This is a genomic window from Aliiglaciecola sp. LCG003 (assembly GCF_030316135.1).
Lineage (GTDB): Bacteria > Pseudomonadota > Gammaproteobacteria > Enterobacterales > Alteromonadaceae > Aliiglaciecola.
The window spans coordinates 2,082,512-2,107,110 of the sequence record NZ_CP128185.1; the positions used below are offsets into that span (position 1 = coordinate 2,082,512).

The window sequence follows — 24,599 nt, forward strand, 5'->3', positions numbered from 1 at the left end:
ACTAGAATAATAAAGGATACAAGCATGGCTCGAATGACAATGATTGCAGTTTGTCTAACGATGAGTTTATCTGCGTGCACCACGTTTGAACAACGTCAACGTGCGAATGGTGATTTTGATTACGTTGACTCTAAATTAAATGAAACTTTTAAAGTACCTAGTGACGTCGACACCCCTGTTGTCAAATATGACTATGCCATTCCTGAGATAGGCAAAGAAGCCCCTAAAGATTTAGTTGGTAAAAAGATAACGGTTATATCTCCCGCACTAGTGCTTCCACTCGTAACAGGTTCCCATGTGGAAGAGGGCTTAAAAGAAGCTACTGTATGGTTTGACCAAGTCAATGATTCCGAACCCTTGGATACCACAATCTGGAATTCGTTAATCAGTTTTCTAGAAGATAGGGATATCGGTATTGTTAGTTTTGATAAAGAAAAACAAACCCTTATTACCGACTGGATGATAATTGAGGAAGATAAAGACAACGGTTGGTTTACGTGGACATCCACTGAGCGCAGTGTTGGACGCCGCTTTGAATTTACTCTAAATATGAAACCTCACGGACGCACTGCAGAGCTTAGAACCGAATTGCGGGATTACTTAGAAACCGTCGGAGATGATGTTATTGCTGACATAAATTCAGAACAAGTCAGACGTAATGAAGTTGATATTCTAAACCAAGTTATTAGTCATTATGAGAAGCAAGTTCGCTATGAAGATGTCAAACGGATCAGGCAGATTCGCAGTGGTTTCCCTATGGAGATGGGCTTCAATAGTGACGGTATCGCCGCTTTTGTAGTGTCTGGTGACTATGATCTTGTTTGGCCGAGATTATTACTGGTATTACGCAAGCTTGGTTTTAACGTTAAAGATTTAGATAAGTCTAACGGCCTTTTATTCGTTAATTACGGCGGCGAAGAAACGTCTTGGTGGGATTCTATGTTTTCAAAAAGTGAAGACGTATTGAAGCTAGAGAAAACTGACTATCGAATCAAGGTTAAGAAGCAAGGGCCGAAAACATTAATCACCTTGATGGACGAAGAGAATACGCCTTTTGATGCAAAAACTATCAAGGACATATTCCCAGTGTTTTCACAAAACATGTCTTCTGAAAACTTAGACATATAATCAGAACTAATCTGTTTCCTAAGGAATTTTGCTCATGAATTTGGCAAATGCTGTTTTGGCGGTAAACGATGATCTTCCCATACGCACCTCTGCTGCTGTTCATAGTGGTAAAGTTCGTTCGGTATATTGGTTAACTGAGTCAGATAGTCAACGACTAATTGCAAGTCAGGGCTACGACGTTCCTATTGATACGCCGCTAGCGGTGATGGTGATAAGCGATCGCATATCTGCATTTGATTGTGTTTGGAAAGCTCAGGGTGGGCTTGATGGAGTTCCAGGTAAAGGTACTGCACTAAACGCAATTTCCAATCATTGGTTTGATTTGTTTAAACAAAATGGACTAGCTGACAGCCATATTTTAGATATTCCCCATCCCTTCGTTTGGATTGTTCAAAAAGCTCAGCCGATCATGATCGAGGCTATTGGCCGTCAATACATTACGGGATCCATGTGGCGGGCATATCATAATGGTGACAGGGAATTTTGCGGAATTACCCTTCCAGAAGGGTTACAAAAAGACAGTAAACTCCAGAATTTACTTATTACACCCTCCACAAAAGGTGTACTAAAAGGTATACCGGATGTTCAAGAAGCAGATGATGCCAATATTAGTAGGAAATCTATTGTAGACCATTTTGGTAGGTTCAATTTTAAAAGTGTTGATGATGTTGCCTTATATGAATCACTATTAAAACAAGGGTTTGATGTGATTTCTGGAGCTTTAGCAAAATTAGATCAGATCTTTGTCGATACAAAATTTGAATTTGGTTATGTAAAAGACCGTACAGGCAGAGATAAGCTGATTTACATGGATGAAGTGGGCACCCCTGATTCATCCCGCATTTGGGATGGAGAAGCCTATCGCAATGGTCAAGTAATTGAAAATTCTAAGGAAGGATTCAGACAGTTATTACTTAAGCAATTCCCCGACCCGGATATCCTGTTAAATAAGAATAGAATGCCTGAACGTTTTGCTTTGGCAAAAGATAATCTCCTCCCACAAGAGGTTCTGCTACAAGTGTCTAAAACCTATATGGATATTGCGGAAAAAATTATTGGCAAACCCTTAGCGTTAAATGCTGATCCACGGCAAGAAATAATAGATGTGTTAAATAGCAAATACGCCCTAATAGATTAGTTCTCTGATAAAATAGGGTTTGCTATGCGAGCCCTATCGCCACCCTAACAACCAAATCCTAATAAATCCTAAGACTAAATCCTAAGACAGCCACCCAAACTGACTAAATCCTAAGACTAAATCCTAAGACAGCCACCCAAACTGACTAAATCCTAAGACTAAAATCCTAAGACAGCCACCCAAACTAGACTTAGAACTGTACTTTGTTTCAGTTTCAAATCTACTAGGCTTAAGGCATATGACTTGTAAAGGGTTTATTTATGCCAATGGCAAGGAAACACCAGATTAGTTTATCTGATACAGCCTATTATCACTGTGTCTCTCGCTGCGTTCGCCGTGCTTTTCTATGTGGAGAGGATAAATTAACAGGCCAAAGCTATGAGCACCGTCGTAGCTGGGTGGAAGACCGGTTGTTGTTTTTGAGTACAGTTTTCACAATTAATGTGTGCGCATATGCAGTGATGAGTAACCACACCCATGTTGTACTGCATGTAAACAGAGAAAAAGCGTTTGGGCTGACAGATATAGAAATAGTTAAGCGCTGGCAAAAAATACATAAATCAACCTTGTTAGCACAACGCTTTACAGCTAAACAGTCAACGCCTCTGACTCAAGCCGAGCAAATAACCCTTAATGCGACCATCGCCATATATCGTCAAAGGCTATACGATATCAGTTGGTTTATGCGAGAGCTCAACGAAGTTATAGCCAGAAAAGCAAATACCGAAGATTGCTGCACGGGGCATTTCTGGGAAGGTCGCTTCAAATCTCAAGCTCTACTAGATGAACAGGCTTTAACTGCGTGTATGGTGTATGTGGACTTGAACCCAATTCGCGCTAAGATAGCGGACTCATTGGAAACGTCTGAGCATACCAGTATCAAGCGTCGGATAAGCCATGCTGAACGTGGTCGTCAGCCTAAAGTTCTTATGCCCTTTGTGGGAGGCTCACAGCAGCATCAGTCCCCAGGATTAGCATTAAACTTACTTGAGTATATACAGTTGGTAGAGTTAACCGGGCAAAGCCTTGCCCCAAATGAGCGAGGTAGTATTGCAGCTGATACCACTCCTATTTTAACTAAGCTAGGAATTGAGAAGGAGCAGTGGCAGATATTAACCCAATGTTTTGAGTCCACATTTAGTGTTGCAGCGGGGACTGTAGATTCCATAAATAGATATCGAGCCCACACTAAGCGAAAACGCGAAATCCCAATACAAATAAGTGTTTGAACACCGGTTTATTTCAATGTTGTGCAGTTTCATACTGTGGTATCACTCGGATACGACATGGTATTCCTGTCATAAAATCATACCCTTGTCTCTTGATAGTAGCTAAATAATCAAAAAATGGTTCATAAGCTTTGTTGAGCGCCTAACCTATCAATTCTAGAGGTTGTCTTGATTTGTATTAATATGACTGTCTTAAACTTTTTAATATGACTGTCTTAAACTTTGTATTCTTTGGTTGGGTGTCTATTAAGTAGTTGGGTGTCTATTAAGTAGTTGGGTGTCTATTAAGTAGTTGTTGGGTGTCTATTAAGTAGTTAAGTAAGTAGTTGGGTGTCTATTAAGTAAGTAGAGCGATTGTTAGAAATGATTAATTACCGAGTTTGAGGTGCAAATCTGATTTTGCTGTGCAACAACACGGTAAAATTTCATCATCATCAATGTAGGCGAGGGGATCGGTAGTGTATTCTACGTCACCGCTGAGCATAGTGGTTCTGCACGCACCGCAAAATCCTTCTCGACAGTGAAAATGCACTTCGATATTGTGCTTTTCAAGGCATTCCAAAACGGTGTCATCTGACTGATAGGGGAAGGCAGGGTGATCACCAACGGTGATCACAAAAAGATTATCTTTCGATGACATTAAAGATCAAAGTCACCGAAGTCTTCTGCATTTACTTCGGAATCAATTTGCCCAACTAAGTATGAGCTTATCTCAGACTCCTGAGGAGCAACTTGTACATTATCTGAATTTAGATAGTTATTCATCCAAGGCAGGGGATTACTGGTTATATCAAATGGCTGTCCTAAACCTATGGCGGACATTCGATGATTAGCAATATATTCAACGTATTGGCACAAAATCTCTTCATTTAAGCCAATCATTGAACCTTGCGCGAATAGATAACCAGCCCATTGTTTTTCTTGCTCAACAGCCTGCATGAAAATAGCACGTGCTTCTTCTTGTAACTCTTCAGCGATTTCGGCCATTTCAGGATCATCCTTACCTTTTTGCCACAAATTCAAAATATGTTGAGTTGAGGTTAGATGTAGGTTTTCATCGCGAGCAATAAGGCGGATTATTTTTGAGTTACCTTCCATTAACTCTCGCTCTGCAAACGCAAAGGTACAAGCAAAAGATACGTAAAAACGAATGGCTTCGAGTGCGTTAACTGAGTTCATACACAGGAAAAGTTTCTTCTTGAGCTCACGCATATTGATGGTGTGAACCTCACCGTCAACAGTATGAACTCCTTCTCCTTGGGTTTGCCAAAGCTGAGTGTAAAAGATCAAATCATCATAGTATTTAGAGATATCACCTGCACGAGTTTTAATCTGTTCATTAACCACGATGTCGTCGAAAATACTGCTGGGATCAGTAAATAGATTACGCAAGATATGAGTGTAAGAGCGAGAATGAATGGTTTCAAAAAATGACCATGTTTCTGTCCAAGTCTCAAGTTCCGGTAAGGAAATTATCGGTAAAAAAGCAATGTTAGGACTTCTTCCTTGCACAGAATCTAACAAGGTTTGATATTTTAAATTTGAGATAAAGATATGTTTTTCAGCGTCACTAAGCGATTGAAAGTCGACTCTATCTTTACTGACATCCACTTCTTCAGGACGCCAAAAAAACGAAATTTGTTTTTCAATTAACTTTTCAAAAATAGAATGCTTTTGTTGATCGTAGCGCGCCACATTAACAGGGTTACCAAAAAACATTGGCTCCTTTAACGGATTGGTAGGTTTTTGATTAAACGTTGTATATTTCATCTGTGCTGAATACTCTTGAATGTAAAAGCTAGGCGAAATGGTTATTTCGCCTTCTATTCATAAACTCTAAATCTTACATGCACCACCGGCGCAATCATCGTCTTCTTCAACAATAACCTCTTGAGCTAGAGGCTTGCTAACAACCTTAACCAAATCTGCTTGTGAGGAATCTGAAGCTCCATCACGGGTGTTGTGATAATACAAAGTCTTGATACCCAACTTATAAGTGGTTAATAAGTCTTTGAGGAGCAACTTCATAGGAACTTTACCACCTTCGTACTTGCCTGGGTCGTAACTGGTGTTAGCTGATATCGTTTGGTCGATAAATTTCTGCATAATGGCCACCAATTCTAGGTAACCGTCATTTGAATTGATGTCCCACAACAGTTCGTATTGTTCTTTAAGGTTTTCATAATCCGGAACAACTTGTTTAAGCACTCCATCTTTACTGGATTTGATACTTATATGGCCTCGAGGTGGCTCAATACCATTAGTTGCGTTAGATATTTGAGACGATGTTTCAGATGGCATCAAAGCTGACAAAGTACTGTTGCGTAAACCATGTTGAGTGATCTCTTTTCGTAAGCTTTCCCAGTCGTAATGTAACGGCTCGTTACAAACCTTATCCAAGTCCTTTTTATAGGTATCAATAGGTAGAATACCTTGCGAGTAGGTTGTCTCGTTAAATTTCGGACAAGCGCCTTTTTCTTTTGCTAATTTATTGGATGCTTTAAGCAAGTAATATTGCATAGCTTCGAAGGTTTTGTGAATTAGTGCATTACCACTGCCATCGGAATATTTTTTGCCATTTTTTGCTAGGTAGTAAGCAAAGTTGATCACACCTATACCCAATGTACGACGGCCAATAGACGCATTGTAAGCAGCTGGAACCGGGTAATCCTGATAGTCCAACAAACTATCTAGTGCGCGCACAGCTAAGTCGGATAGCTCTTCAAAATCATCAAGACTTTTAATTTCCCCAAGGTTAAAAGCAGATAGAGTACAAAGGGCTATTTCACCATTTTCATCATTTACATGCTCTAACGGTTTGGTAGGTAACGCAATTTCAAGACACAGGTTACTTTGTCTAACGGGTGCTACTTTAGGATCAAATGGACTATGAGTATTACAATGGTCAACGTTTTGTAGGTAGATCCGGCCAGTACTGGCACGTTCTTGCATAAATAGGCTGAATAGCTCTACCGCTCTGATTGATTTCTTACGAATTGAGGCGTCTTGCTCATATTGAACATAGAGCTTTTCAAACTCTACTTGGTCTGCAAAGAAAGCATCATAAAGCCCAGGAACATCGGAAGGGCTAAACAAGGTGATGTTTTGATCTTTGATCATACGTTGATACATCAGCTTATTAAATTGCACACCATAATCTAAATGACGTACACGGTTTTCTTCCACACCCCGATTATTTTTCAGTACTAATAGAGATTCAACCTCTAAATGCCAGACCGGATAAAATAACGTTGCTGCTCCGCCACGAACACCACCTTGGGAGCAACTCTTAACCGCAGTCTGGAAATACTTGTAAAAAGGAATACAACCCGTGTGATAAGCCTCGCCACCACGGATATTGCTACCCAATGCGCGAATTCGTCCAGCATTAACACCGATTCCAGCCCGTTGACTAACGTATTTGACTATGGCACTAGCTGTAGCATTGATTGAATCCAAGCTATCGCCGGTTTCAATTAACACACATGAGCTAAATTGACGAGTGGGTGTCCTAACGCCAGACATAATTGGAGTAGGCAAAGAAATTTTGAATAATGAAGTCGCATCATAGAAACGTTTAATATAATCCAGGCGGGTTTCTTTGCTGTAATTTGCGAACAGGCAGGCTGCAACTAATATGTAAAGAAACTGCGCACTTTCATATATGTCGCCGGTAACACGGTTTTGTACAAGATACTTGCCCTCTAACTGCTTAACCGCTGCATAACTGAAATTCATGTCGCGCCAATGGTCAAGGTAAGCATCTAACTCTGTTAATTCTTGCTCAGAATAATCTTCCAGGATGTGAGCATCATATTTGCCCATTTTGACCATACGTTTAACATGATCAACCAGTGCAGGCGGTTCAAATTGCCCATAGGCTTTTTTACGCAGATGGAAAACTGCGAGTCGTGCAGCTAAATATTGGTAATCGGGACTATCAGTTGAAATTAGATCCGCTGCGGATCGTATCAATGTCTCGTGAATATCTTCGGTTTTAATACCATCGTAAAATTGAATATGCGCTTTGATTTCAACTTGAGAAACAGAGACATTATTCAGGCCTTTAGCCGCCCAAGTGATAACTTTATGGATTTTATCCAAGTCTATAACTTCACGTTCGCCATCGCGTTTTGTGACAAAGAGATTATTATTCATGATTTTGATAGCCGTATAGATTATTAGCGCCAAGTGCTCGATGCATCTAGCATCGAACACAGAAAGTATATTTCGTCGTAACCCAATACCATGCGAGTCACTCAATTGAGATTATCGCGTAATTGTTAAAATAGTTATTAATATTGGGATAGCCACAAGATAGAGGTGTTTTACTCTGTTTGCAACCCAACATATGGTGGTTTTGTGGGCAGTTGGAGCCTAACTATTTACTAGGTTAGTATTGACTAACTTAGCAACTATACTTGAAAGCGAGTTAACGTGAATGCAAGTTTATTCTGATAATATTTTTTTTAATAAATCTTTTTGATAGGAATAAATCGTTTTTAGACAATACCGATATATAGCGAAATAATGTCACAAAAACACAACATCTGGTATCAATTATGCTTTATGTCTATGATTAAAAATCCATCAATCTGATGCTTTTAGACAAAGCACCATTTACCTTCACCGACATTTTAATTGCCAAATTTGTTGTATGTGATCAACTGTAAAGTCCGCTTGCCAATCTCTGACCTGGTTGAGGTCGTCGATGTAACCATAACAAGCAGCAACACTGATCATATCTGCTGAATTAGCGGCTTGTATGTCTCGAATCGCATCGCCAACATATAATGTACTGCCGGGATTCAAATTAAGTAATTTTGCGGCTTCTAAAAGGGGCAGGGGATCGGGTTTTCGTTTCGATAATGTATCACCGCTAAATACACAATTACATGCTGCTAAGAGTGGAAAATATGATAATAACGAATCAGTTAACCAACCAGGCTTGTTTGTAACAATCCCCCAAGGAATAGCCCTTTCATTTAGCTGCAAAAGGCATTCCTCAACACCGGCGAACATACGTGTATCAACACAGATATTAGTAGCATAGTGATCTAACAGTTGCTGCCGTGCTATTGGAAAATCTAATTGGTTAAAGTTGTCACCAAAACCTAGCTCTAACAGGCCTTTAGCCCCATCGGAGGCAACATTACGATAGGCTGCAAAAGCTATGCTTGGTTGATCGTGCTGAGACAACACATGATTTAATGCATTGCCCAAATCTTTTGCGGTATCTAATAAAGTGCCATCGAGGTCAAACAAAACACCATTAAAATGACTCATAGTACAGCCTTATTATTCATCGTCTATCCTTTGGCAATGCAGCAAATAGTTTACATCAACATTTTGATCTGACAAATAATATTGTTGAGTGAGTGGATTAATATGAAGACCGGTCATATTTTTTGCGATTAACTCTGATTTGTCTATCCAGCTGATTAGTTCAGCAGGTTTGATAAATTTTTCGTGTTGGTGGGTACCTTTAGGAACCAATTTTAACACATGTTCCGCCCCCACTATGGCCATCAAATAGGACTTGATATTGCGGTTTAGCGTTGAGAAAAAAACATGACCACCAGGTTTTACTAAGCTGGCACAGGCTGCAACGATAGATTCTGGGTTAGGCACGTGCTCCAGCATTTCCAAACAGGTAACCACATCAAATTGGCCACTGTGCTGACTCGCCATCTGCTCAGCAGTATTTAGTTGGTAATCTACTTTTACACCGGACTCTAGCCCATGCAACCTAGCTACCTCCAACGATTCCTTGGCCATATCTACGCCCACCACGTGAGCACCTTGCTTAGCTAGATATTCGGCAAGAATACCTCCGCCACAGCCCACGTCGATAATTTTCTTGCCAAATACCCCATCACTATGCTGCATAATAAAATCACAGCGTAGCGGATTAATTTCATGCAGAGGTTTGAACTCTCCATTCAGGTCCCACCAACGAGAGGCTAAGGCTGCGAATTTTTGTATTTCGCCGGCATCTACATTTTGCTCAGTCATGTTACATCCCTAATTAAAACTCAACACATTATAAGCTGGGTCAAAATTATATCACCAGAGCTTTACGTTTTTTTATGTTAAAAATGAGATTGTCGAATAATCAAACAATGTTTTGTTGGATGATCAGAAATCCAAATTAACCTATGAGTGATTTTTGGTTAGATATGCTAAAAAACTGCTTAATTGAATACTATATGAGCTAATCACGGCTATTTATTTTGTTTTCTCAATGGTAGAATCGTGAGTTGATTAGAAGAACCCACTATAAGTAAAATCGCGTTAGGTTATGCTGTTTAAAACCTCAGCAGAGTCAACACGATTCAGATAATAATTTAGGGACAAGGCTGTATATGACTGACGATGCCAAAGAAATCCTCCCCATTAATATAGAGGAAGAGTTAAAAAACTCTTACCTTGATTACGCTATGAGCGTTATTGTTGGACGAGCTTTACCAGATGTTCGTGACGGTTTAAAACCAGTTCATCGACGGGTACTGTTCGCGATGAACGAGTTGAAAAATGATTTCAACAAACCTTACAAAAAATCAGCCCGTGTTGTGGGTGATGTCATCGGTAAATATCACCCTCATGGTGATTCCGCGGTGTACGACACTATTGTAAGAATGGCGCAACCTTTTTCATTACGCTATATGCTGGTAGACGGCCAAGGTAATTTTGGTTCTGTCGACGGTGACTCTGCGGCCGCTATGCGTTATACCGAAGTTAGAATGGCAAAAATTGCCCATGAACTTCTCGCTGATTTAGAAAAAGAAACCGTAGATTTTGTGCCTAACTATGATGGCACTGAACATATCCCTGATGTATTGCCTACTAAAGTACCTAATTTACTAGTCAACGGTTCCTCTGGAATCGCCGTTGGTATGGCTACCAATATCCCGCCACATAATTTAACTGAAGTTGTTAATGGCTGTATCGCATTAATCGATAATCCAGATATGACTATCGAAGAGATCATGGAGCATATACCCGGCCCTGATTTCCCGACTGCTGCTTTAATAAGTGGACGCAAAGGTATAGATGAAGCTTATCGTACCGGTCGTGGCAAAATTTATATGCGCGCCCGTGCCGAAATCGAAACTGAAGACAATGGTAAAGAAACCATTATTGTTCACGAGATCCCTTATCAGGTTAACAAAGCAAGGTTGATTGAAAAAATTGCTGATCTGGTAAAAGAAAAGAAAATTGAAGGTATTTCGGCGCTGCGTGACGAGTCAGATAAAGACGGTATGCGCATCGTTATTGAAGTAAGACGAAATGAGTCTGCAGAAGTTCTTCTGAATCATCTATATGCACAAACACAGCTTCAAACCGTGTTTGGTATCAATATGGTCGCGTTGGATAATAACCAACCTAAAATATTCAACCTAAAAGAAGCCCTGCAAGCATTCGTTCTACATCGCCGCGAAGTAGTAACACGTCGTACCGTTTTCGAGCTTAAGAAAGCTCGCGATCGTGCACACATCCTAGAAGGCCTCGCTATTGCCTTAGTCAATATTGATGAAATCATCGAATTGATCAAAGCCTCGCAAAGTCCTAGTGATGCAAAAGCTTCATTGGTTGCCCGTGGTTGGGCGTTAGGGGATGTTGCTGAAATGCTTGCCCGTGCGGGTGATGATGCGGCTCGTCCTGATTGGTTAGAGCCTCAATTTGGTATTCATGAAGGCGAATATTTCTTAACTGAGCAACAAGCACAAGCTATTCTCGATTTAAGACTGCATAAATTAACCGGTCTAGAGCACGACAAGATCTTAGCAGAATATAAAGAGTTACTTGATTTCATTGCAGAGTTATTACACATCTTAGGCAGCGCTGAGCGTCTGATGGAAGTGATCCGCGAAGAATTAGAAAAAATACGTGACGAATATGGCGACGAAAGACGCACTGAAATCACTGCTGCCAGCCATGACATTGACATGGAAGATTTGATCGAACGGGAAGATGTAGTGGTAACCCTTTCACGTGAAGGCTATGTGAAATATCAGAAACTATCTGATTATGAAGCGCAGCGCCGTGGCGGTAAGGGCAAGTCGGCAACTAAAATGAAAAATGAAGATTTCATTGAAAAACTATTAGTTGCCAATACCCATGACCATATCTTGTGTTTCTCTACACGAGGCAGACTATATTGGTTGAAAGTGTATCAATTACCTTTCGCCAGCCGAAATGCACGCGGTCGCCCAATAGTAAATATATTACCTTTGGAAGAAAACGAACGTATTACTGCCATATTACCTATTCAAGAATTTGAAGAAGGTAAGTACGTTTTAATGGCAACTGCAAACGGTACAGTCAAGAAAACAGCATTAGTTCAATACTCAAGACCTCGCTCTAACGGCATCATTGCGGTTAATCTGAATGATGGTGATGAGCTTATCGGTGTCGATATCACCGATGGTGAAAGCGACATTATGTTGTTCTCTGATGCCGGTAAAGTCGTGCGTTTCAATGAGAAACAGCGCGAGTCGGAAACTGGGCTAGTCAAAACTGATCCTGAAACAGGCGAAGAGCTACTTGCCCTTCGTCCTATGGGCAGAACTGCAACCGGTGTTCGTGGAATTCGTCTACAAGACGGTCAGCGTGTCGTGTCGTTAATTGTACCTAAAGGTGACGGTGCAATACTGACCGCGACTGAAAACGGATTTGGTAAACGCACACCCTTAGCTGATTATCCAGCTAAGAGTCGAGCCACTCAAGGTGTTGTCTCAATTAAGGTTTCTGATAGAAATGGCCTAGTTGTAGGCGCTGTACAGGTTATCGAAGGGCAGGAAATCATGCTCATTAGTGACCAAGGCACTTTAGTTCGTACCCGTGTAGATGAAGTATCTACGGTAGGAAGAAACACTCAAGGCGTACGCTTAATCCGTACTGCTGAGAATGAAAAAGTAGTCGGGCTTCAACGTATTGATGAAATTGAAACGGAAGACTTAGAATTGGATGAGACTGTAGAAGGTGAACAAAACCAGTCGAATACGGCTGACTCAAGCACTGATTCAACAGAATAGACTCTGATCGCAAGTATTCACAGTTAGCGTAAATACGAGCGGTTTGTCCGCTCGTTTTTTTTGCCAGAAGAGAAATAGATAACTATGACAAATGTATTTAATTTTAGTGCTGGGCCAGCTATGTTGCCTGCTGATGTGATGCAACAAGCACAGCAAGAGTTTATCAATTGGCAAGGGCAGGGATGCTCTGTGATGGAGATGAGTCATCGTAGTAAAGCCTTTATCGAAGTGGCTGAAACGGCGACTGACAACTTACGTAAATTGCTGTCCGTACCCAAAGATTATCACATTCTTTTTACCCACGGTGGTGGTAGGGGTCAATTCTCAGCTGTGCCATTAAACCTTACGAGCCCAAATGATCGCGCTGATCATCTGGTAACTGGGTCGTGGTCAAAAGGGGCCGTTGAAGAGGCCAGTCATTATCTAACGGCCGATGTGGTGGGGCAAACCCAAATCATCGATGGTAAAATTGGCGTTCAGTCACAACAGCAATGGCAACTTAACCAGCAAGCCGCTTACTTTCACTACTGTCCAAATGAAACCGTAGAAGGCATAGAGATCCCTTGGGTTCCAGAAACTAATGGCGTTCCTATTGTGGCTGATATGTCATCTAACATTTTGTCGAAGAAGATAGATGTCAGTCAATATGGTGTTATATACGCAGGCGCACAGAAAAATATCGGTCCCTCTGGTTTGTCAGTGGTAATTGTGCACGACTCATTATTAGACAAAGCCCGCACAGAAACGCCTTCGATTATTAACTACTCGCTTTTGGCAAAGCACGATTCCATGTACAACACGCCGCCAACCTTTGCTTGGTATTTAGCGGGCTTAGTTTTTAAGTGGTTATTAAATAATGGCGGTGTTGATGCCATGGAGCACAGAAATGCTGATAAAGCGGCGCTGCTGTATGATGCTATCGATAGCAATGATTTTTATAGTAATAATGTGGCTTTCGAATATCGCTCACGAATGAACGTACCTTTTCATTTGGCAACTACAGATCTTGATGGATTGTTTTTGAAAGAGTCAGAAGGTGCCGGTTTAAAAGCCTTGAAGGGACATCGAATTGTCGGTGGTATGCGTGCCAGTATTTACAATGCAATGCCAATAGAGGGCGTTCAGGCATTAGTCGATTTTATGCACGATTTTGCCAAGAGGAATGGTTAGTAGTATGCAGCAATTGAAGTTAAATCCGATCCATTCGGTAAGTGGTACTGTCAATGTCCCTGGTTCCAAAAGCTTGTCCAATCGAGCTTTACTATTGGCGGCGTTAGCCGAGGGCGAAACAACGCTAACGAATTTATTAGACAGTGATGATATCCGTTATATGCTTTCGGCACTGGCCAAGTTAGGTGTGTCTTACCATCTTAGTGATGACAAGACCCAATGCACGGTGAAAGGCTTAGGCGGTGTATTTAAAGTTGCCCAACCCACCGAGTTGTTTTTAGGCAATGCGGGTACTGCTATGCGTCCACTGTGTGCTGCTTTAGCTGCTTCTGATGGCGAGTTCGTCCTTACTGGTGAGCCTCGTATGGAAGAACGTCCCATAGGCGCATTGACCGATGCGCTGCGTCAAGTTGGCGCTGATATCGAATACCTTAAGAACGATAACTATCCTCCTTTGAGGATCAAAGGTAAATCATTGGCTGGCGGCAAAATAACGGTAGATGGAAGCGTATCCAGTCAATTTTTGACGGCGGTACTGATGGCCGCGCCGCTTTTTACAGCAGACAGTGAAATAAGCATCGTTGGTGAATTGGTTTCTAAACCTTATATTGATATCACGCTGCATACCATGGCGCAGTTTGGTCTAGAGGTAGAAAACCATGATTACCAGCAATTTATTATCAAAGGTAATCAGGTCTATCAATCACCAGGAAAGTTCTTAGTTGAAGGCGACGCGTCTTCTGCGTCATACTTTTTGGCCGCTGGCGCCATCAAAGGCGGTACTGTTAAAGTTACAGGCGTTGGTGCCAAGAGTATTCAAGGTGATATCCGTTTTGCGGATGTGTTAGCTAACATGGGAGCCAAAATAGAGTGGGGTGATGATTACATTCAAGTAACGGGTGCACCGCTTAGCGCTATTGATATGGATATGAATCACATTCCTGATGCGGCCATGACTATAGCCACCACCGCATTGTTCGCCAAGGGCACCACCAAAATGACCAATATTTATAATTGGCGAGTTAAAGAAACCGATCGTTTGGCCGCGATGGCAACAGAACTTCGTAAACTTGGTGCAATAGTAGTAGAAGGTGAAGACTTTATCGAAGTCACCCCTAATGGTGATATAAACGAAGCACATATTGATACTTACAATGATCATCGCATAGCAATGTGCTTTTCATTGATAGCTCTGAGTAACACTGCGGTCACCATCAATGATCCTGGTTGTACGGCAAAAACTTTCCCAGACTATTTTGAACGCTTTAAGAGCATTTGCCATTAAGTGCCGATTGTTGGCAAATATAGATACTATTTGCCATTAAATAGTCATATATCTGGCTCATCATGCATCACAATGAATGACTAAATTGTACTGTTAAACAAAGGTCTAGTGTCTAATTAGATGTCATTCGTTGCTTAAATATGCTTAAAGCGTATAATTCCCGCCGATTTTTATAAGGAGCTCAGGAGAGCGCATGCAAGTATCACCCGTCATTACTATCGACGGCCCCAGCGGTGCTGGAAAAGGGACTGTTAGTAGTCTTTTGGCCAAAGAATTGGGATGGAACTTCCTTGATAGCGGAGCTATCTATCGAGTTTTAGCCATTGCTTCTATTCATCATCAGATTGAATGTGATGATGAATCAGGCTTAGTGCCATTAGCAAGTAGTTTAGATGTCAGTTTTGAAACAACAGATACTGGCTGTAAAATTGTTCTTGAAGGTGAAGATGTCACTTTCAGTATTCGTACCGAAGAAGTCGGCAGTATTGCTTCTAAAATCGCGTCATTACCGCGGATAAGAGAAGCTTTATTGCGTCGCCAACGTGCATTCAAAGAAGCCCCTGGTTTAGTGGCTGATGGACGGGATATGGGTACCATAGTATTCCCAACAGCAGACGCAAAAATATTCTTAACCGCAAGTGCAGAAGAACGCGCCCAGCGTAGATATAAGCAGTTGAAAGATAAAGGCCATGATGTTAACATTGCGCGCCTTTTAGCCGATATAGAGGCTAGAGACGATAGAGACGTGAACAGATCTGTGGCACCTTTGGTACCTGCGGCTGACGCGTTAGTACTTGATTCTACGCATTTAAATGTAGAGCAAGTGCTTGAAAAGGCAAGAGATTTTGTGAACTCTAAATTGAATTTATAATATTCTCAACCGTGCCAAATGCCTGTTTAAGGATGATTCAGGTAACGAATAACAACCCCACGTTAATTGGATTTATACGTGGATGTCAAATAAAAGTATTTAATAAAGTAGGCTATGACTGAAAATTTTGCTCAACTATTTGAAGAGAGTTTAAAAGAACTCGAAACACGTCCAGGTGCCATCGTAAAAGGTACTATCGTTTCAATCGATAAAGATATTGTTCTTGTCGATGCCGGTCTAAAATCTGAAAGCGCTATCCCTGTAGAGCAGTTCAAAAACGCTGAAGGCGTACTTGAAGTGGCTATTGGCGATACAGTTGATGTAGCACTCGACGCTGTTGAAGACGGATTTGGTGAGACTATCCTTTCTAGAGAAAAAGCTAAGCGTCATGAAGCTTGGGTTGAACTAGAAAAAGCTTACGAAGAAAAAGAAACCATTATTGGTGTAATCAACGGTAAAGTTAAAGGTGGCTTTACAGTTGAAGTGAACACAGTGCGTGCCTTCCTGCCTGGTTCATTAGTTGATGTTCGCCCAGTTCGCGACACAACTCATCTTGAAGGTAAAGAATTAGAATTCAAAGTTATCAAACTTGATGCTAAGCGCAACAACGTTGTTGTTTCTCGTCGTGCTGTTATCGAAGCCGAAAGCAGTGCTGAGCGCGATCAAATCCTTGCTAACCTCGAAGAAGGTCATGAAGTTAAAGGTATCGTTAAGAATCTTACCGATTACGGTGCTTTTGTTGATCTTGGTGGAGTAGACGGACTACTACACATTACCGATATGGCTTGGAAACGCGTTAAGCACCCAAGTGAAATCGTTAACGTTGGCGACGAAATCAACGTTAAAGTATTGAAATTCGATAAAGAAAAATCTCGTGTTTCACTAGGTATGAAGCAAATGGGCAGCGATCCTTGGCAAGAGATTGCTAACCGTTACCCAGAAGGCTCTAAATTATCTGGTGCGGTTACTAACCTTACAGATTACGGTTGCTTCGTTGAAATCGAAGATGGCGTTGAAGGTTTGGTACACGTTTCTGAAATGGATTGGACTAACAAAAACATCCACCCATCTAAGGTTGTTAACCTTGGTGACGTAGTTGAAGTTATGGTTCTTGAAATTGACGAAGAACGTCGTCGTATCTCTCTTGGTCTTAAGCAATGTAAAGCTAATCCTTGGGAAGAGTTTGCTAAGTCTCATGAGAAGAACGATAAAGTTTCCGGTAAGATCAAGTCAATCACTGACTTCGGTATCTTCATCGGCTTGGACGGTGGCATCGATGGTTTGGTTCACTTGTCTGACATTTCTTGGAACAAGACTGGCGAAGACGCTGTTCGTGAATACAAGAAAGGTGATGAAATCTCTGCTGTGGTACTTCAAGTTGACCCAGAGCGCGAGCGTATCTCACTTGGCGTGAAGCAAATTGAAGAAGACCCATTCAATAAGTATCTGACAGATAACAAAAAAGGTGCTATCGTTACTGGTAAGGTTACCGCTGTAGACGCGAAAGGCGTAACAGTTAACCTATCTGAAGAAGTCGATGGTTACGTTCGCGTTGGTGATTTGACTGTTGAACGTCTTGAAGATGCAACTGAAGTAGTTAATGTTGGCGACGACCTTGAAGCTAAATTCATGGGCGTAGATCGTAAAAACCGCATCGTTAACTTATCAGTTAAAGCTAAAGACCAAGCAGATGAGAAAGAAGCAATCGATAAAGTGAACCAGCAACCTGAAGAAGCTGGCTTCACAAACGCATTTGCTGAAGCTTTCAAAGCTGCTAAAGGCGAAGAATAAGAGTTAATTTTCAGGCACAGTTTCTGTGCCTGTCTTCTCTTCGGTAAATGTATTGAATAAAGGAAGATTTATATGACCAAATCTGAACTCATTGAACGCTTAGCCGATAAAGCTCGCCAAATTCCTGCTAAAGACGTGGAATCAGCGATTAAAGAAATGCTCGAACAAATGGCGCAAACCCTACAAAAGGGAGATCGCATTGAAATTCGAGGTTTTGGAAGTTTTTCTCTTCACTATCGTGCACCAAGAGTAGGCCGCAATCCTAAAACTGGAGAAACGGTTAAACTTGAAGGTAAATACGTTCCACATTTCAAACCAGGCAAAGAGTTACGCGAGCGTGTAAACGAAGGTTTAACTCACTGATATTCTATTATTTAAAAAACGGCACTCTTTTTAGAGTGCCGTTTTTGTTTGGGTGACAACACCCCCTAAATTTTTGTACTATAGACCCGCTGCTCTTCACATTGAATTTCTATATCTGAGGTTTACCGTTGAAAATATTCTTGATTGTGGTGATTTTCATTCTCATTATGCTAATCGCTGGTCTATTAGGTGCTAAAAACGATCAAATAATCAATTTTGATTATTTACTAGCAACAATTGAAATGCGCCTATCTATGTTACTGATGTTATTTTTTGCTGCTGGTACTGCACTTAGCGGTTTAGTGTTTGCTTTGATTTGGCTAAGACTAAAGTGGCGAATTGGAAAATTGAAAAAAAACAGTCGCGTTTCTGACGCATCAAGCAACTAGTATGCTGGAGTTACTTTTTCTTCTTTTACCTGTTGCAGCGGGCTATGGTTACGTAATGGGCCGCAACAGTGTTCGTCAAGCTCAGCGCAAGCAATCAAGCATCTTATCGCGGCATTACTACAAAGGATTAAACTTTTTATTATCTGATCAACCCGACAAAGCCGTTGATACCTTAATGAAAATGATTAATTTAGATAACTCTACCGTTGAAACTCATATAGCTATGGGTAACTTCTTTCGCCATCGCGGAGAGCTTGATAGGGCCATCAGAGTTCATCAAAATCTGGTTAGTAAACAAGAGTTATCCCAATCCCAGAATCAACAAGCTCTTAGAGAATTAGGTAAAGATTATATGATGGCAGGCTTTTTAGAGCGTGCTGAGAATGCCTTCTTGCAATTACTCGAAAGTGATAAACATTTTCTTGACGCCCAACAACAACTTTTTCGAATTTATCAAACCACTAAGGAGTGGGATAGGGCTATTGATTTAGGCGAAAACATGATGAATTGTCATGGCGATAGCGAAGATCTGTGTATCCGTTTATCACATTATTATTGTGAGCGTGCAATTCAAAATATTAAAAAACAGGAATTCGGTCTTGCCGAACAAGCTTTGCAAAAAGCCATAAGTGCCAACGAACATGCGGTTAGGCCCTGGCTCTTGCTGGGTGATATGGCGATGAAGCAGCAAAATTTTCAACAGGCGATAGATTATTTGAAGCAAGTGCCCTTGCGTGATATTTCCTGGTTTAGTGAAGCTGTGCCTATGTTGGAAGAGTGTAGCAACAAATTAGGCAGTGATGAGCAATTGGAACAAATTCTCGAGCTCTATTGGCAACAATGCGCAACCTCTTACTTGGCCAAGGTAAAGTTATTGGCTAAAAAAGACAGCACTGAACAAGCAGAATTGGTGTTATTTGAACAGTTGAAAAAGACTCCTACGATGAAGGGCTTCAAAACTTTGATGGGATTTTTTATCGAAGATGAAGTAGATCAAAAGACCAAGGAGAGTTTAACCATGGTCAAAGGCTTGGTTGAAGAGCAAATAAAACTGCGGCCCAAGTACCGTTGTTTAAGTTGTGGGTTTTCGGGGCGGCAAATTCATTGGTTGTGTCCATCTTGTAAAAAATGGGGTGTGGTTAAACCCATTAAAGGTTTAGACGGAGAATAAAGAACAGATGAGTGATCCAAAAATTATTGTTGCTCTAGATTTTGATAATAGAGATAAAGCGCTAAACGTAGTTAGTCAGCTAGACGCCAGTCAATGCAAGCTAAAAGTAGGTAAAGAGATGTTTACCTATTTCGGTCCAGAGTTTGTTAAAGAATTGGTCAGAAGACAGTTCGATGTGTTTTTAGATCTAAAATTTCATGATATACCCAATACTGTTGGTAAAGCCTGTTTAGCTGCAGCTGATCTAGGTGTTTGGATGCTGAATGTACACGCATCTGGCGGCCCGAAAATGATGGAAAATGCCAAGCAGCAACTTAGTACTTTAGGTAAGAATCAACCTAAACTTATCGCTGTCACTGTGTTAACCAGCATGGACCAAGCTCAACTGAAGGCTATTGGGATCAGCCAAACTCCAGAACAGCACGTACTCAGATTAGCGAATTTAACCGCAGATTGCGGGTTAGATGGGGTAGTATGCTCAGCTCAAGAAGCGCCTATACTACGAGATAAACTTCCGTCCGACTTCTTGTTGGTGACCCCAGGTATTCGACCTATTGGCAGTGAGCAAGGTGACCAAAGTCGAATTATGACGCCCCCTGATGCTATCATTGCCGGTGTTGACTATATGGTGATTGGTCGTCCAATAACTCAAGCAGCGGATCCCTTAGCAAGCTTGCAACAAATTAATGATTCTCTGCAATAAAAAAGCTGCCCGTAGGCAGCTTTTGTTAAGTTAAATTACTCAGCTTATAATTCTAATGCTTGCTTAGGCTCAACGTACTCTAGGTTTAATTCAGTACCTAATGCATCGATTACCGCTTTATAAGTAACCTTGCCCTTGTGCACATTCAAACCATTCAGTAAATGTGCGTCCTCAAGCATAGCTCGCTTAGGACCCTTGTTCGCAAGCGCCAGTCCAAAGGGTAGGGTTGCATTGTTCAATGCCATAGTTGAGGTACGTGCCACACCGCCTGGCATGTTCGCCACACAGTAATGCACTACGCCATCAACGATGTAAACTGGATCTTGGTGCGTAGTTGCTTTTGAGGTAGCGAAACAACCACCCTGATCAATTGCTACATCAACTACCACAGAGCCTTCTTTCATTGCTTTGATATGGTCACGAGTCAACAACTTAGGTGCAGCTGCACCAGGAACCAAAACAGCGCCAATCACCAGATCAGCTTTAGATGAGTAATACTCAATTGCATCAATAGTTGAGTAGACAGTTTTTAACTGATTAGCAAAGATATCGTCTAGTTCACGAAGACGAGTCAGTGAACGATCCAAAATCGTCACATCAGCTCCTAAACCTATCGCCATTTTTGCCGCATTAGTACCAACAACACCGCCACCTATTACCAATACTTTGCCTGGTGCAACACCGGGCACACCACCTAATAATGTGCCGCTACCACCATGGGATTTTTCCAAATAATGTGCCCCGGCTTGAACAGCCATACGTCCAGCTACTTCACTCATTGGAGCCAATAGTGGTAGGCCATTACGATTATCAGTAACGGTTTCATACGCGATACAAGTGGCGCCTGATTCAACTAATAATTTAGTTTGAGTCGGGTCTGGTGCCAAATGCAAATAAGTATAAAGGGTTTGGCCTTCACGTAGCATTTTGCATTCATTCGGCTGTGGCTCTTTTACTTTAACAATCATCTCAGCGCGGGCAAATATTTCTTCGGCACTATCAATGATTGACGCTCCTGCAGCAATATATTGCTCGTCATCAAACCCAATTGAGGTGCCTGCATTGGTTTCTACGATCACGTCGTGGCCGTGAGTCACAAATTCTTTTACGGCAGCAGGCGTTAAACCTACACGATATTCATGGTTTTTGATTTCTTTTGGTACACCTACTAGCATGGGAACTCCGTGACTAATTGACTGAAAAAATAAAAACGCAGTATAGGGACAAATGCGTAAAGTGTTATCCTGTATTTTTGACATAATCAGCATATAATGCTAAGGATGTTAGGTTTGACGGAATAAAATAATGTTAGTAAAAACCCCAAAACACCTTGATAGAATAGACCGTAATATACTAATTGCCTTACAGAAAAACGGAAAGCTAACTAATGTTGAGCTGGCCAAGAGTGTCGGACTAAGCCCAAGTCCTTGTTTAGAAAGGGTAAAGCGCCTAGAGCAGCAAGGCTATATTCTAGGTTACCATGCGCGAGTAGATCCTATTAAATTGGGGGCTGCCATGCTGGTATTTGTTGAAATCACCCTAACTAAAACTAGCGTTGATATATTTGAAGAATTTTCTGCGGCAGTTAAAAAACATGACGATATTCAAGAATGTCACTTGGTGTCAGGTAACTTTGATTTTCTATTAAAGGCAAGGGTGGCAGACATGTCAAGCTACCGCAAATTACTAGGGGATACATTATTGCGCTTACCTGGCGTAAGCGAATCTAGAACATACGTGGTAATGGAAGAAGTTAAACACACTGGTCAAATTAAAATCAATCTTAAGTAAATTCAACAATAAAGCTGCATATCCACAGCCATTTGCTAGGATTTTTTAGTAAGCGCTGGTAAGGTATCAGCAGTTAAATTAATCCCCAAAATTACAACAAGAGTGTTATGGCGAGACTGACCGGAATACAGCGAATAATGGAAGTGGGCATGATTATTTCTTGCGCATTTGCATTTTTTATTTTGCTGGCTTTAGCTTCTTTTAATGCATCGGATCCCAGTTGGAGTCAAGCAGGATATCAGGGCAATATACACAATTGGGTAGGTCCTATAGGTGCTTGGTTCGCAGATGTATTGTTTTTTGCGTTTGGCCGAATAGCTTATATCCTGCCCTTTATTATTGCCTTCCTCGGTTGGTTTCTATTTCAGCAAGCTAAAAGCTTAGTCGAAATCGATTATCTCACTATCGGCCTGCGTATTATCGGAACCCTGTTATTGGTGATCGGTTTATCTGGCATTTTGAGTATCAATTTTGACGATTTTAACCATGTATCTGCAGGCGGTATGATTGGAGACGTGATTAGCACTTCTTTAATACCCTATTTTAGTATTGTGGGTACGACTCTTTTATTGCTCTGTTTTCTGATAACCGGATTAACATTGGTAACAGGGATTTCGCTGTTAACTGTAATCGATAAAACCGGCGAATTGAGTATCGCCACGGGCATTTTTGTTTATCGGGCACCAAAGCGTATCCAACAAAGTCCCATTGCTCGCATAGGTTTTAAACCCAACAACAACTCTCAGGAAACGGATGTAGAAGTCACCAGTTTTAAAGCGGTTGAAGCGGTCAAAACGGAACCATCGTGGCATCAACCTAACGAAATTCCTGAGGAAGTATTCCAAAGCGCAGAAGAGCCAACCTCCAAACCCAGTATTTTATCGGTGTCGGAACTTAAGAAGAAAATAACTGGTAAGAAAGAGGCGAGTAAACCATCTGAGGCGGACCCTGAGCTAAACGGTCACGCTCCACAGAAAAAGACGGTCGATCCGACTGAGAATAAGGTTTCAATTGATATAGAATCAGATCCTAATATTGGTCCTTTACCCTCATTTGACTTACTCGATAGAGCGGATAAAGTAAAAAATCCAATCAAGCCCGAAGAGTTAGAAGCTGTGTCCCGCCTAGTTGAGGAAAAGCTACGTGATTTCAATATTGAAGCTAGAGTGGTTGGGGTTCATCCCGGACCGGTTATTACTCGTTTTGAACTTGATTTAGCCCCAGGGGTCAAGGTGAGTAAGATTACTGGCTTATCTCGAGACCTTGCTCGAGAGATGTCGGCACTGTCTGTCCGGGTTGTCGAAGTTATTCCTGGTAAATCTGTTATCGGATTAGAAGTCCCAAATAAAAATCGTGAAATGGTGCGCTTAAGTGAAGTTATTTCCTGCCAAGCATTCCAAGGCAGTGAGTCTCCTTTGACTATGGTGCTCGGCGCAGATATTTCCGGCAAACCAGTCATCGTCGATTTGGCTAAAATGCCGCATTTGCTCGTTGCGGGTACCACGGGTTCGGGGAAATCTGTTGGGGTAAACGTGATGATCTTGAGCTTGTTGTACAAGTCTTCCCCTGAAGATGTGCGCATGATCATGATTGACCCTAAAATGCTTGAATTATCGGTTTATGAAGGTATTCCTCATCTACTTTCCGAAGTGGTTACCGATATGAAAGAAGCAGCAAATGCCCTTCGTTGGTGTGTAGGCGAAATGGAACGACGGTACCGCTTGATGTCTGCTCTTGGGGTCAGGAACCTCAAAGGCTACAATACCAAAATCCTACAAGCTAAAGAGATGGGAACTCCGATAAAAGACCCGTTGTGGCGATTTGAAGAAAGTATGGAAACCGTTGCGCCAGATCTTGATAAGTTGCCAGCCATAGTAGTTGTAGTTGACGAATTTGCTGACATGATGATGATAGTCGGTAAAAAAGTTGAAGAATTGATTGCGCGAATAGCTCAAAAGGCTAGGGCAGCTGGAATTCATTTAGTCTTGGCCACACAGCGTCCTTCTGTTGATGTCATTACCGGTTTGATTAAAGCCAATATCCCCACTCGTATTGCCTTCCAAGTTTCTTCCAAGATCGACTCCCGTACGATCCTAGATCAACAAGGCGCTGAAACATTATTGGGAATGGGTGACATGTTATACTTGCCTCCTGGCACAGGGGTTCCTACTCGCGTGCATGGCGCTTTTGTTGATGATCATGAGGTTCACGCAGTCGTAGCTGATTGGAAAAAACGCGGTGAGCCTGAATATATTGATGAAATTCTCAATGGTGACGCCAGCGCTGAAACGCTGTTACCTGGCGAACAGCCTGAGGGCGGTGATCAAGAATATGATGCTTTTTATGATGAAGCGGTATCATTTGTAACCGAATCCCGCAGAGCATCGGTATCCAGCGTACAAAGAAAATTCAGAATTGGTTACAATCGGGCCGCAAGATTAGTTGAACAAATGGAACAAAGTGGCGTCGTAAGTGCAGCAGGGCATAACGGTACACGAGAAGTTTTGGCCCCACCGCCACCAAAGGACTAAT

The 24,599-nt window shown here is 41.6% G+C and carries 20 protein-coding genes; 14 read left to right on the forward strand and 6 right to left on the reverse strand.

Going from position 1 to position 24,599, the window contains the following annotated elements; genetic code table 11:
* Window positions 1-24 precede the first annotated feature (24 nt).
* The 3 genes from bamC (at window position 25) to QR722_RS09025 (ending at window position 3,495) form a co-directional block, all read left to right on the forward strand.
* Complete coding sequence (gene bamC / locus QR722_RS09015; protein WP_286287328.1) at window positions 25-1,128, forward strand: NlpB/DapX family lipoprotein; 1,104 nt, start codon at window positions 25-27, stop codon at window positions 1,126-1,128.
* A gap of 34 nt (window positions 1,129-1,162) precedes the next feature.
* On the forward strand, window positions 1,163-2,266 hold the full coding sequence (locus QR722_RS09020) for a phosphoribosylaminoimidazolesuccinocarboxamide synthase (protein WP_286287330.1): 1,104 nt from the start codon (window positions 1,163-1,165) through the stop codon (window positions 2,264-2,266).
* A 260-nt stretch (window positions 2,267-2,526) separates the two neighbouring features.
* Window positions 2,527-3,495 (forward strand): transposase, encoded by a 969-nt coding sequence (locus QR722_RS09025; RefSeq protein ID WP_286287332.1) that lies wholly within the window; start codon window positions 2,527-2,529, stop codon window positions 3,493-3,495.
* A 367-nt stretch (window positions 3,496-3,862) separates the two neighbouring features.
* On the opposite strand, the gene yfaE is transcribed toward QR722_RS09025, so the two are convergent.
* The 5 genes from yfaE to ubiG all read right to left on the reverse strand — a co-directional run bounded on the left by yfaE (window position 3,863) and on the right by ubiG (window position 9,510).
* Entirely contained in the window at window positions 3,863-4,135 is a 273-nt protein-coding gene (gene yfaE, locus QR722_RS09030; RefSeq protein ID WP_286287335.1) for a class I ribonucleotide reductase maintenance protein YfaE, read from the reverse strand.
* Window positions 4,135-5,265, reverse strand: coding sequence for a class Ia ribonucleoside-diphosphate reductase subunit beta (gene nrdB, locus QR722_RS09035; RefSeq protein ID WP_286287338.1), 1,131 nt, complete (start codon window positions 5,263-5,265; stop codon window positions 4,135-4,137). The genes yfaE and nrdB overlap by 1 nt, the downstream gene beginning before the upstream one ends.
* Window positions 5,266-5,331: 66 nt before the next feature.
* Window positions 5,332-7,653, reverse strand: coding sequence for a class 1a ribonucleoside-diphosphate reductase subunit alpha (gene nrdA / locus QR722_RS09040; RefSeq protein WP_286287340.1), 2,322 nt, complete (start codon window positions 7,651-7,653; stop codon window positions 5,332-5,334).
* 468 nt (window positions 7,654-8,121) lie between these two features.
* The gene (locus tag QR722_RS09045) at window positions 8,122-8,781 is read right to left on the reverse strand and encodes an HAD family hydrolase (protein ID WP_286287343.1); all 660 of its coding nucleotides are present in this window, start codon (window positions 8,779-8,781) and stop codon (window positions 8,122-8,124) included.
* Between the two features lie 12 nt (window positions 8,782-8,793).
* Window positions 8,794-9,510, reverse strand: a complete 717-nt coding sequence (ubiG, locus tag QR722_RS09050; protein WP_286287345.1) for a bifunctional 2-polyprenyl-6-hydroxyphenol methylase/3-demethylubiquinol 3-O-methyltransferase UbiG — start codon at window positions 9,508-9,510, stop codon at window positions 8,794-8,796.
* Between the two features lie 350 nt (window positions 9,511-9,860).
* On the opposite strand from ubiG, the gene gyrA reads away from it, so the two are divergent.
* The 9 genes from gyrA (at window position 9,861) to pyrF (ending at window position 20,276) form a co-directional block, all read left to right on the forward strand.
* Window positions 9,861-12,533 (forward strand): DNA topoisomerase (ATP-hydrolyzing) subunit A, encoded by a 2,673-nt coding sequence (gene gyrA, locus QR722_RS09055; RefSeq protein ID WP_286287347.1) that lies wholly within the window; start codon window positions 9,861-9,863, stop codon window positions 12,531-12,533.
* Between the two features lie 84 nt (window positions 12,534-12,617).
* Window positions 12,618-13,703, forward strand: coding sequence for a 3-phosphoserine/phosphohydroxythreonine transaminase (gene serC, locus QR722_RS09060; RefSeq protein WP_286287348.1), 1,086 nt, complete (start codon window positions 12,618-12,620; stop codon window positions 13,701-13,703).
* Between the two features lie 4 nt (window positions 13,704-13,707).
* Window positions 13,708-14,988 carry a 3-phosphoshikimate 1-carboxyvinyltransferase gene (gene aroA / locus QR722_RS09065; protein WP_286287351.1) on the forward strand — a complete coding sequence of 427 codons (1,281 nt, stop codon included), beginning with the start codon at window positions 13,708-13,710 and terminating at the stop codon, window positions 14,986-14,988.
* 193 nt (window positions 14,989-15,181) lie between these two features.
* A complete protein-coding gene (cmk, locus tag QR722_RS09070; RefSeq protein WP_286287353.1) occupies window positions 15,182-15,859 on the forward strand; it encodes a (d)CMP kinase in 678 nt (225 codons plus the stop codon).
* Window positions 15,860-15,973: 114 nt separating this feature from the next.
* Window positions 15,974-17,650 carry a 30S ribosomal protein S1 gene (gene rpsA, locus QR722_RS09075; RefSeq protein WP_286287355.1) on the forward strand — a complete coding sequence of 559 codons (1,677 nt, stop codon included), beginning with the start codon at window positions 15,974-15,976 and terminating at the stop codon, window positions 17,648-17,650.
* Window positions 17,651-17,722: 72 nt separating this feature from the next.
* The gene (gene ihfB, locus QR722_RS09080; RefSeq protein ID WP_286287357.1) at window positions 17,723-18,013 is read left to right on the forward strand and encodes an integration host factor subunit beta; all 291 of its coding nucleotides are present in this window, start codon (window positions 17,723-17,725) and stop codon (window positions 18,011-18,013) included.
* A gap of 128 nt (window positions 18,014-18,141) precedes the next feature.
* The gene (locus tag QR722_RS09085; RefSeq protein ID WP_286287359.1) at window positions 18,142-18,402 is read left to right on the forward strand and encodes a LapA family protein; all 261 of its coding nucleotides are present in this window, start codon (window positions 18,142-18,144) and stop codon (window positions 18,400-18,402) included.
* 1 nt (window position 18,403) lies between these two features.
* Entirely contained in the window at window positions 18,404-19,573 is a 1,170-nt protein-coding gene (lapB, locus tag QR722_RS09090; protein ID WP_286287361.1) for a lipopolysaccharide assembly protein LapB, read from the forward strand.
* A 7-nt stretch (window positions 19,574-19,580) separates the two neighbouring features.
* Window positions 19,581-20,276 (forward strand): orotidine-5'-phosphate decarboxylase, encoded by a 696-nt coding sequence (pyrF, locus tag QR722_RS09095; RefSeq protein ID WP_286287363.1) that lies wholly within the window; start codon window positions 19,581-19,583, stop codon window positions 20,274-20,276.
* Window positions 20,277-20,320: 44 nt separating this feature from the next.
* Here the strand turns inward: pyrF and ald are convergent, their stop codons facing one another.
* Window positions 20,321-21,451, reverse strand: a complete 1,131-nt coding sequence (gene ald, locus QR722_RS09100; RefSeq protein ID WP_286287365.1) for an alanine dehydrogenase — start codon at window positions 21,449-21,451, stop codon at window positions 20,321-20,323.
* Window positions 21,452-21,581: 130 nt separating this feature from the next.
* On the opposite strand from ald, the gene lrp reads away from it, so the two are divergent.
* Window positions 21,582-22,067, forward strand: a complete 486-nt coding sequence (gene lrp / locus QR722_RS09105) for a leucine-responsive transcriptional regulator Lrp (RefSeq protein WP_286287366.1) — start codon at window positions 21,582-21,584, stop codon at window positions 22,065-22,067.
* 107 nt (window positions 22,068-22,174) lie between these two features.
* Entirely contained in the window at window positions 22,175-24,598 is a 2,424-nt protein-coding gene (locus QR722_RS09110; protein ID WP_286287368.1) for a DNA translocase FtsK, read from the forward strand.
* Window position 24,599 lies beyond the last annotated feature (1 nt).

What these genes read in the sequence shown, in the direction of transcription:
- bamC (WP_286287328.1), top strand. Translation starts at nt 25, where the DNA reads ATGGCTCGAATGACAATGATTGCAGTTTGTCTAACGATGAGTTTATCT.
- QR722_RS09020 (WP_286287330.1), top strand. Translation starts at nt 1,163, where the DNA reads ATGAATTTGGCAAATGCTGTTTTGGCGGTAAACGATGATCTTCCCATA.
- QR722_RS09025 (WP_286287332.1), top strand. Translation starts at nt 2,527, where the DNA reads ATGCCAATGGCAAGGAAACACCAGATTAGTTTATCTGATACAGCCTAT.
- yfaE (WP_286287335.1), bottom strand. Translation starts at nt 4,135, where the DNA reads ATGTCATCGAAAGATAATCTTTTTGTGATCACCGTTGGTGATCACCCT.
- nrdB (WP_286287338.1), bottom strand. Translation starts at nt 5,265, where the DNA reads ATGAAATATACAACGTTTAATCAAAAACCTACCAATCCGTTAAAGGAG.
- nrdA (WP_286287340.1), bottom strand. Translation starts at nt 7,653, where the DNA reads ATGAATAATAATCTCTTTGTCACAAAACGCGATGGCGAACGTGAAGTT.
- QR722_RS09045 (WP_286287343.1), bottom strand. Translation starts at nt 8,781, where the DNA reads ATGAGTCATTTTAATGGTGTTTTGTTTGACCTCGATGGCACTTTATTA.
- ubiG (WP_286287345.1), bottom strand. Translation starts at nt 9,510, where the DNA reads ATGACTGAGCAAAATGTAGATGCCGGCGAAATACAAAAATTCGCAGCC.
- gyrA (WP_286287347.1), top strand. Translation starts at nt 9,861, where the DNA reads ATGACTGACGATGCCAAAGAAATCCTCCCCATTAATATAGAGGAAGAG.
- serC (WP_286287348.1), top strand. Translation starts at nt 12,618, where the DNA reads ATGACAAATGTATTTAATTTTAGTGCTGGGCCAGCTATGTTGCCTGCT.
- aroA (WP_286287351.1), top strand. Translation starts at nt 13,708, where the DNA reads ATGCAGCAATTGAAGTTAAATCCGATCCATTCGGTAAGTGGTACTGTC.
- cmk (WP_286287353.1), top strand. Translation starts at nt 15,182, where the DNA reads ATGCAAGTATCACCCGTCATTACTATCGACGGCCCCAGCGGTGCTGGA.
- rpsA (WP_286287355.1), top strand. Translation starts at nt 15,974, where the DNA reads ATGACTGAAAATTTTGCTCAACTATTTGAAGAGAGTTTAAAAGAACTC.
- ihfB (WP_286287357.1), top strand. Translation starts at nt 17,723, where the DNA reads ATGACCAAATCTGAACTCATTGAACGCTTAGCCGATAAAGCTCGCCAA.
- lapB (WP_286287361.1), top strand. Translation starts at nt 18,404, where the DNA reads ATGCTGGAGTTACTTTTTCTTCTTTTACCTGTTGCAGCGGGCTATGGT.
- pyrF (WP_286287363.1), top strand. Translation starts at nt 19,581, where the DNA reads ATGAGTGATCCAAAAATTATTGTTGCTCTAGATTTTGATAATAGAGAT.
- ald (WP_286287365.1), bottom strand. Translation starts at nt 21,451, where the DNA reads ATGCTAGTAGGTGTACCAAAAGAAATCAAAAACCATGAATATCGTGTA.
- lrp (WP_286287366.1), top strand. Translation starts at nt 21,582, where the DNA reads ATGTTAGTAAAAACCCCAAAACACCTTGATAGAATAGACCGTAATATA.
- QR722_RS09110 (WP_286287368.1), top strand. Translation starts at nt 22,175, where the DNA reads ATGGCGAGACTGACCGGAATACAGCGAATAATGGAAGTGGGCATGATT.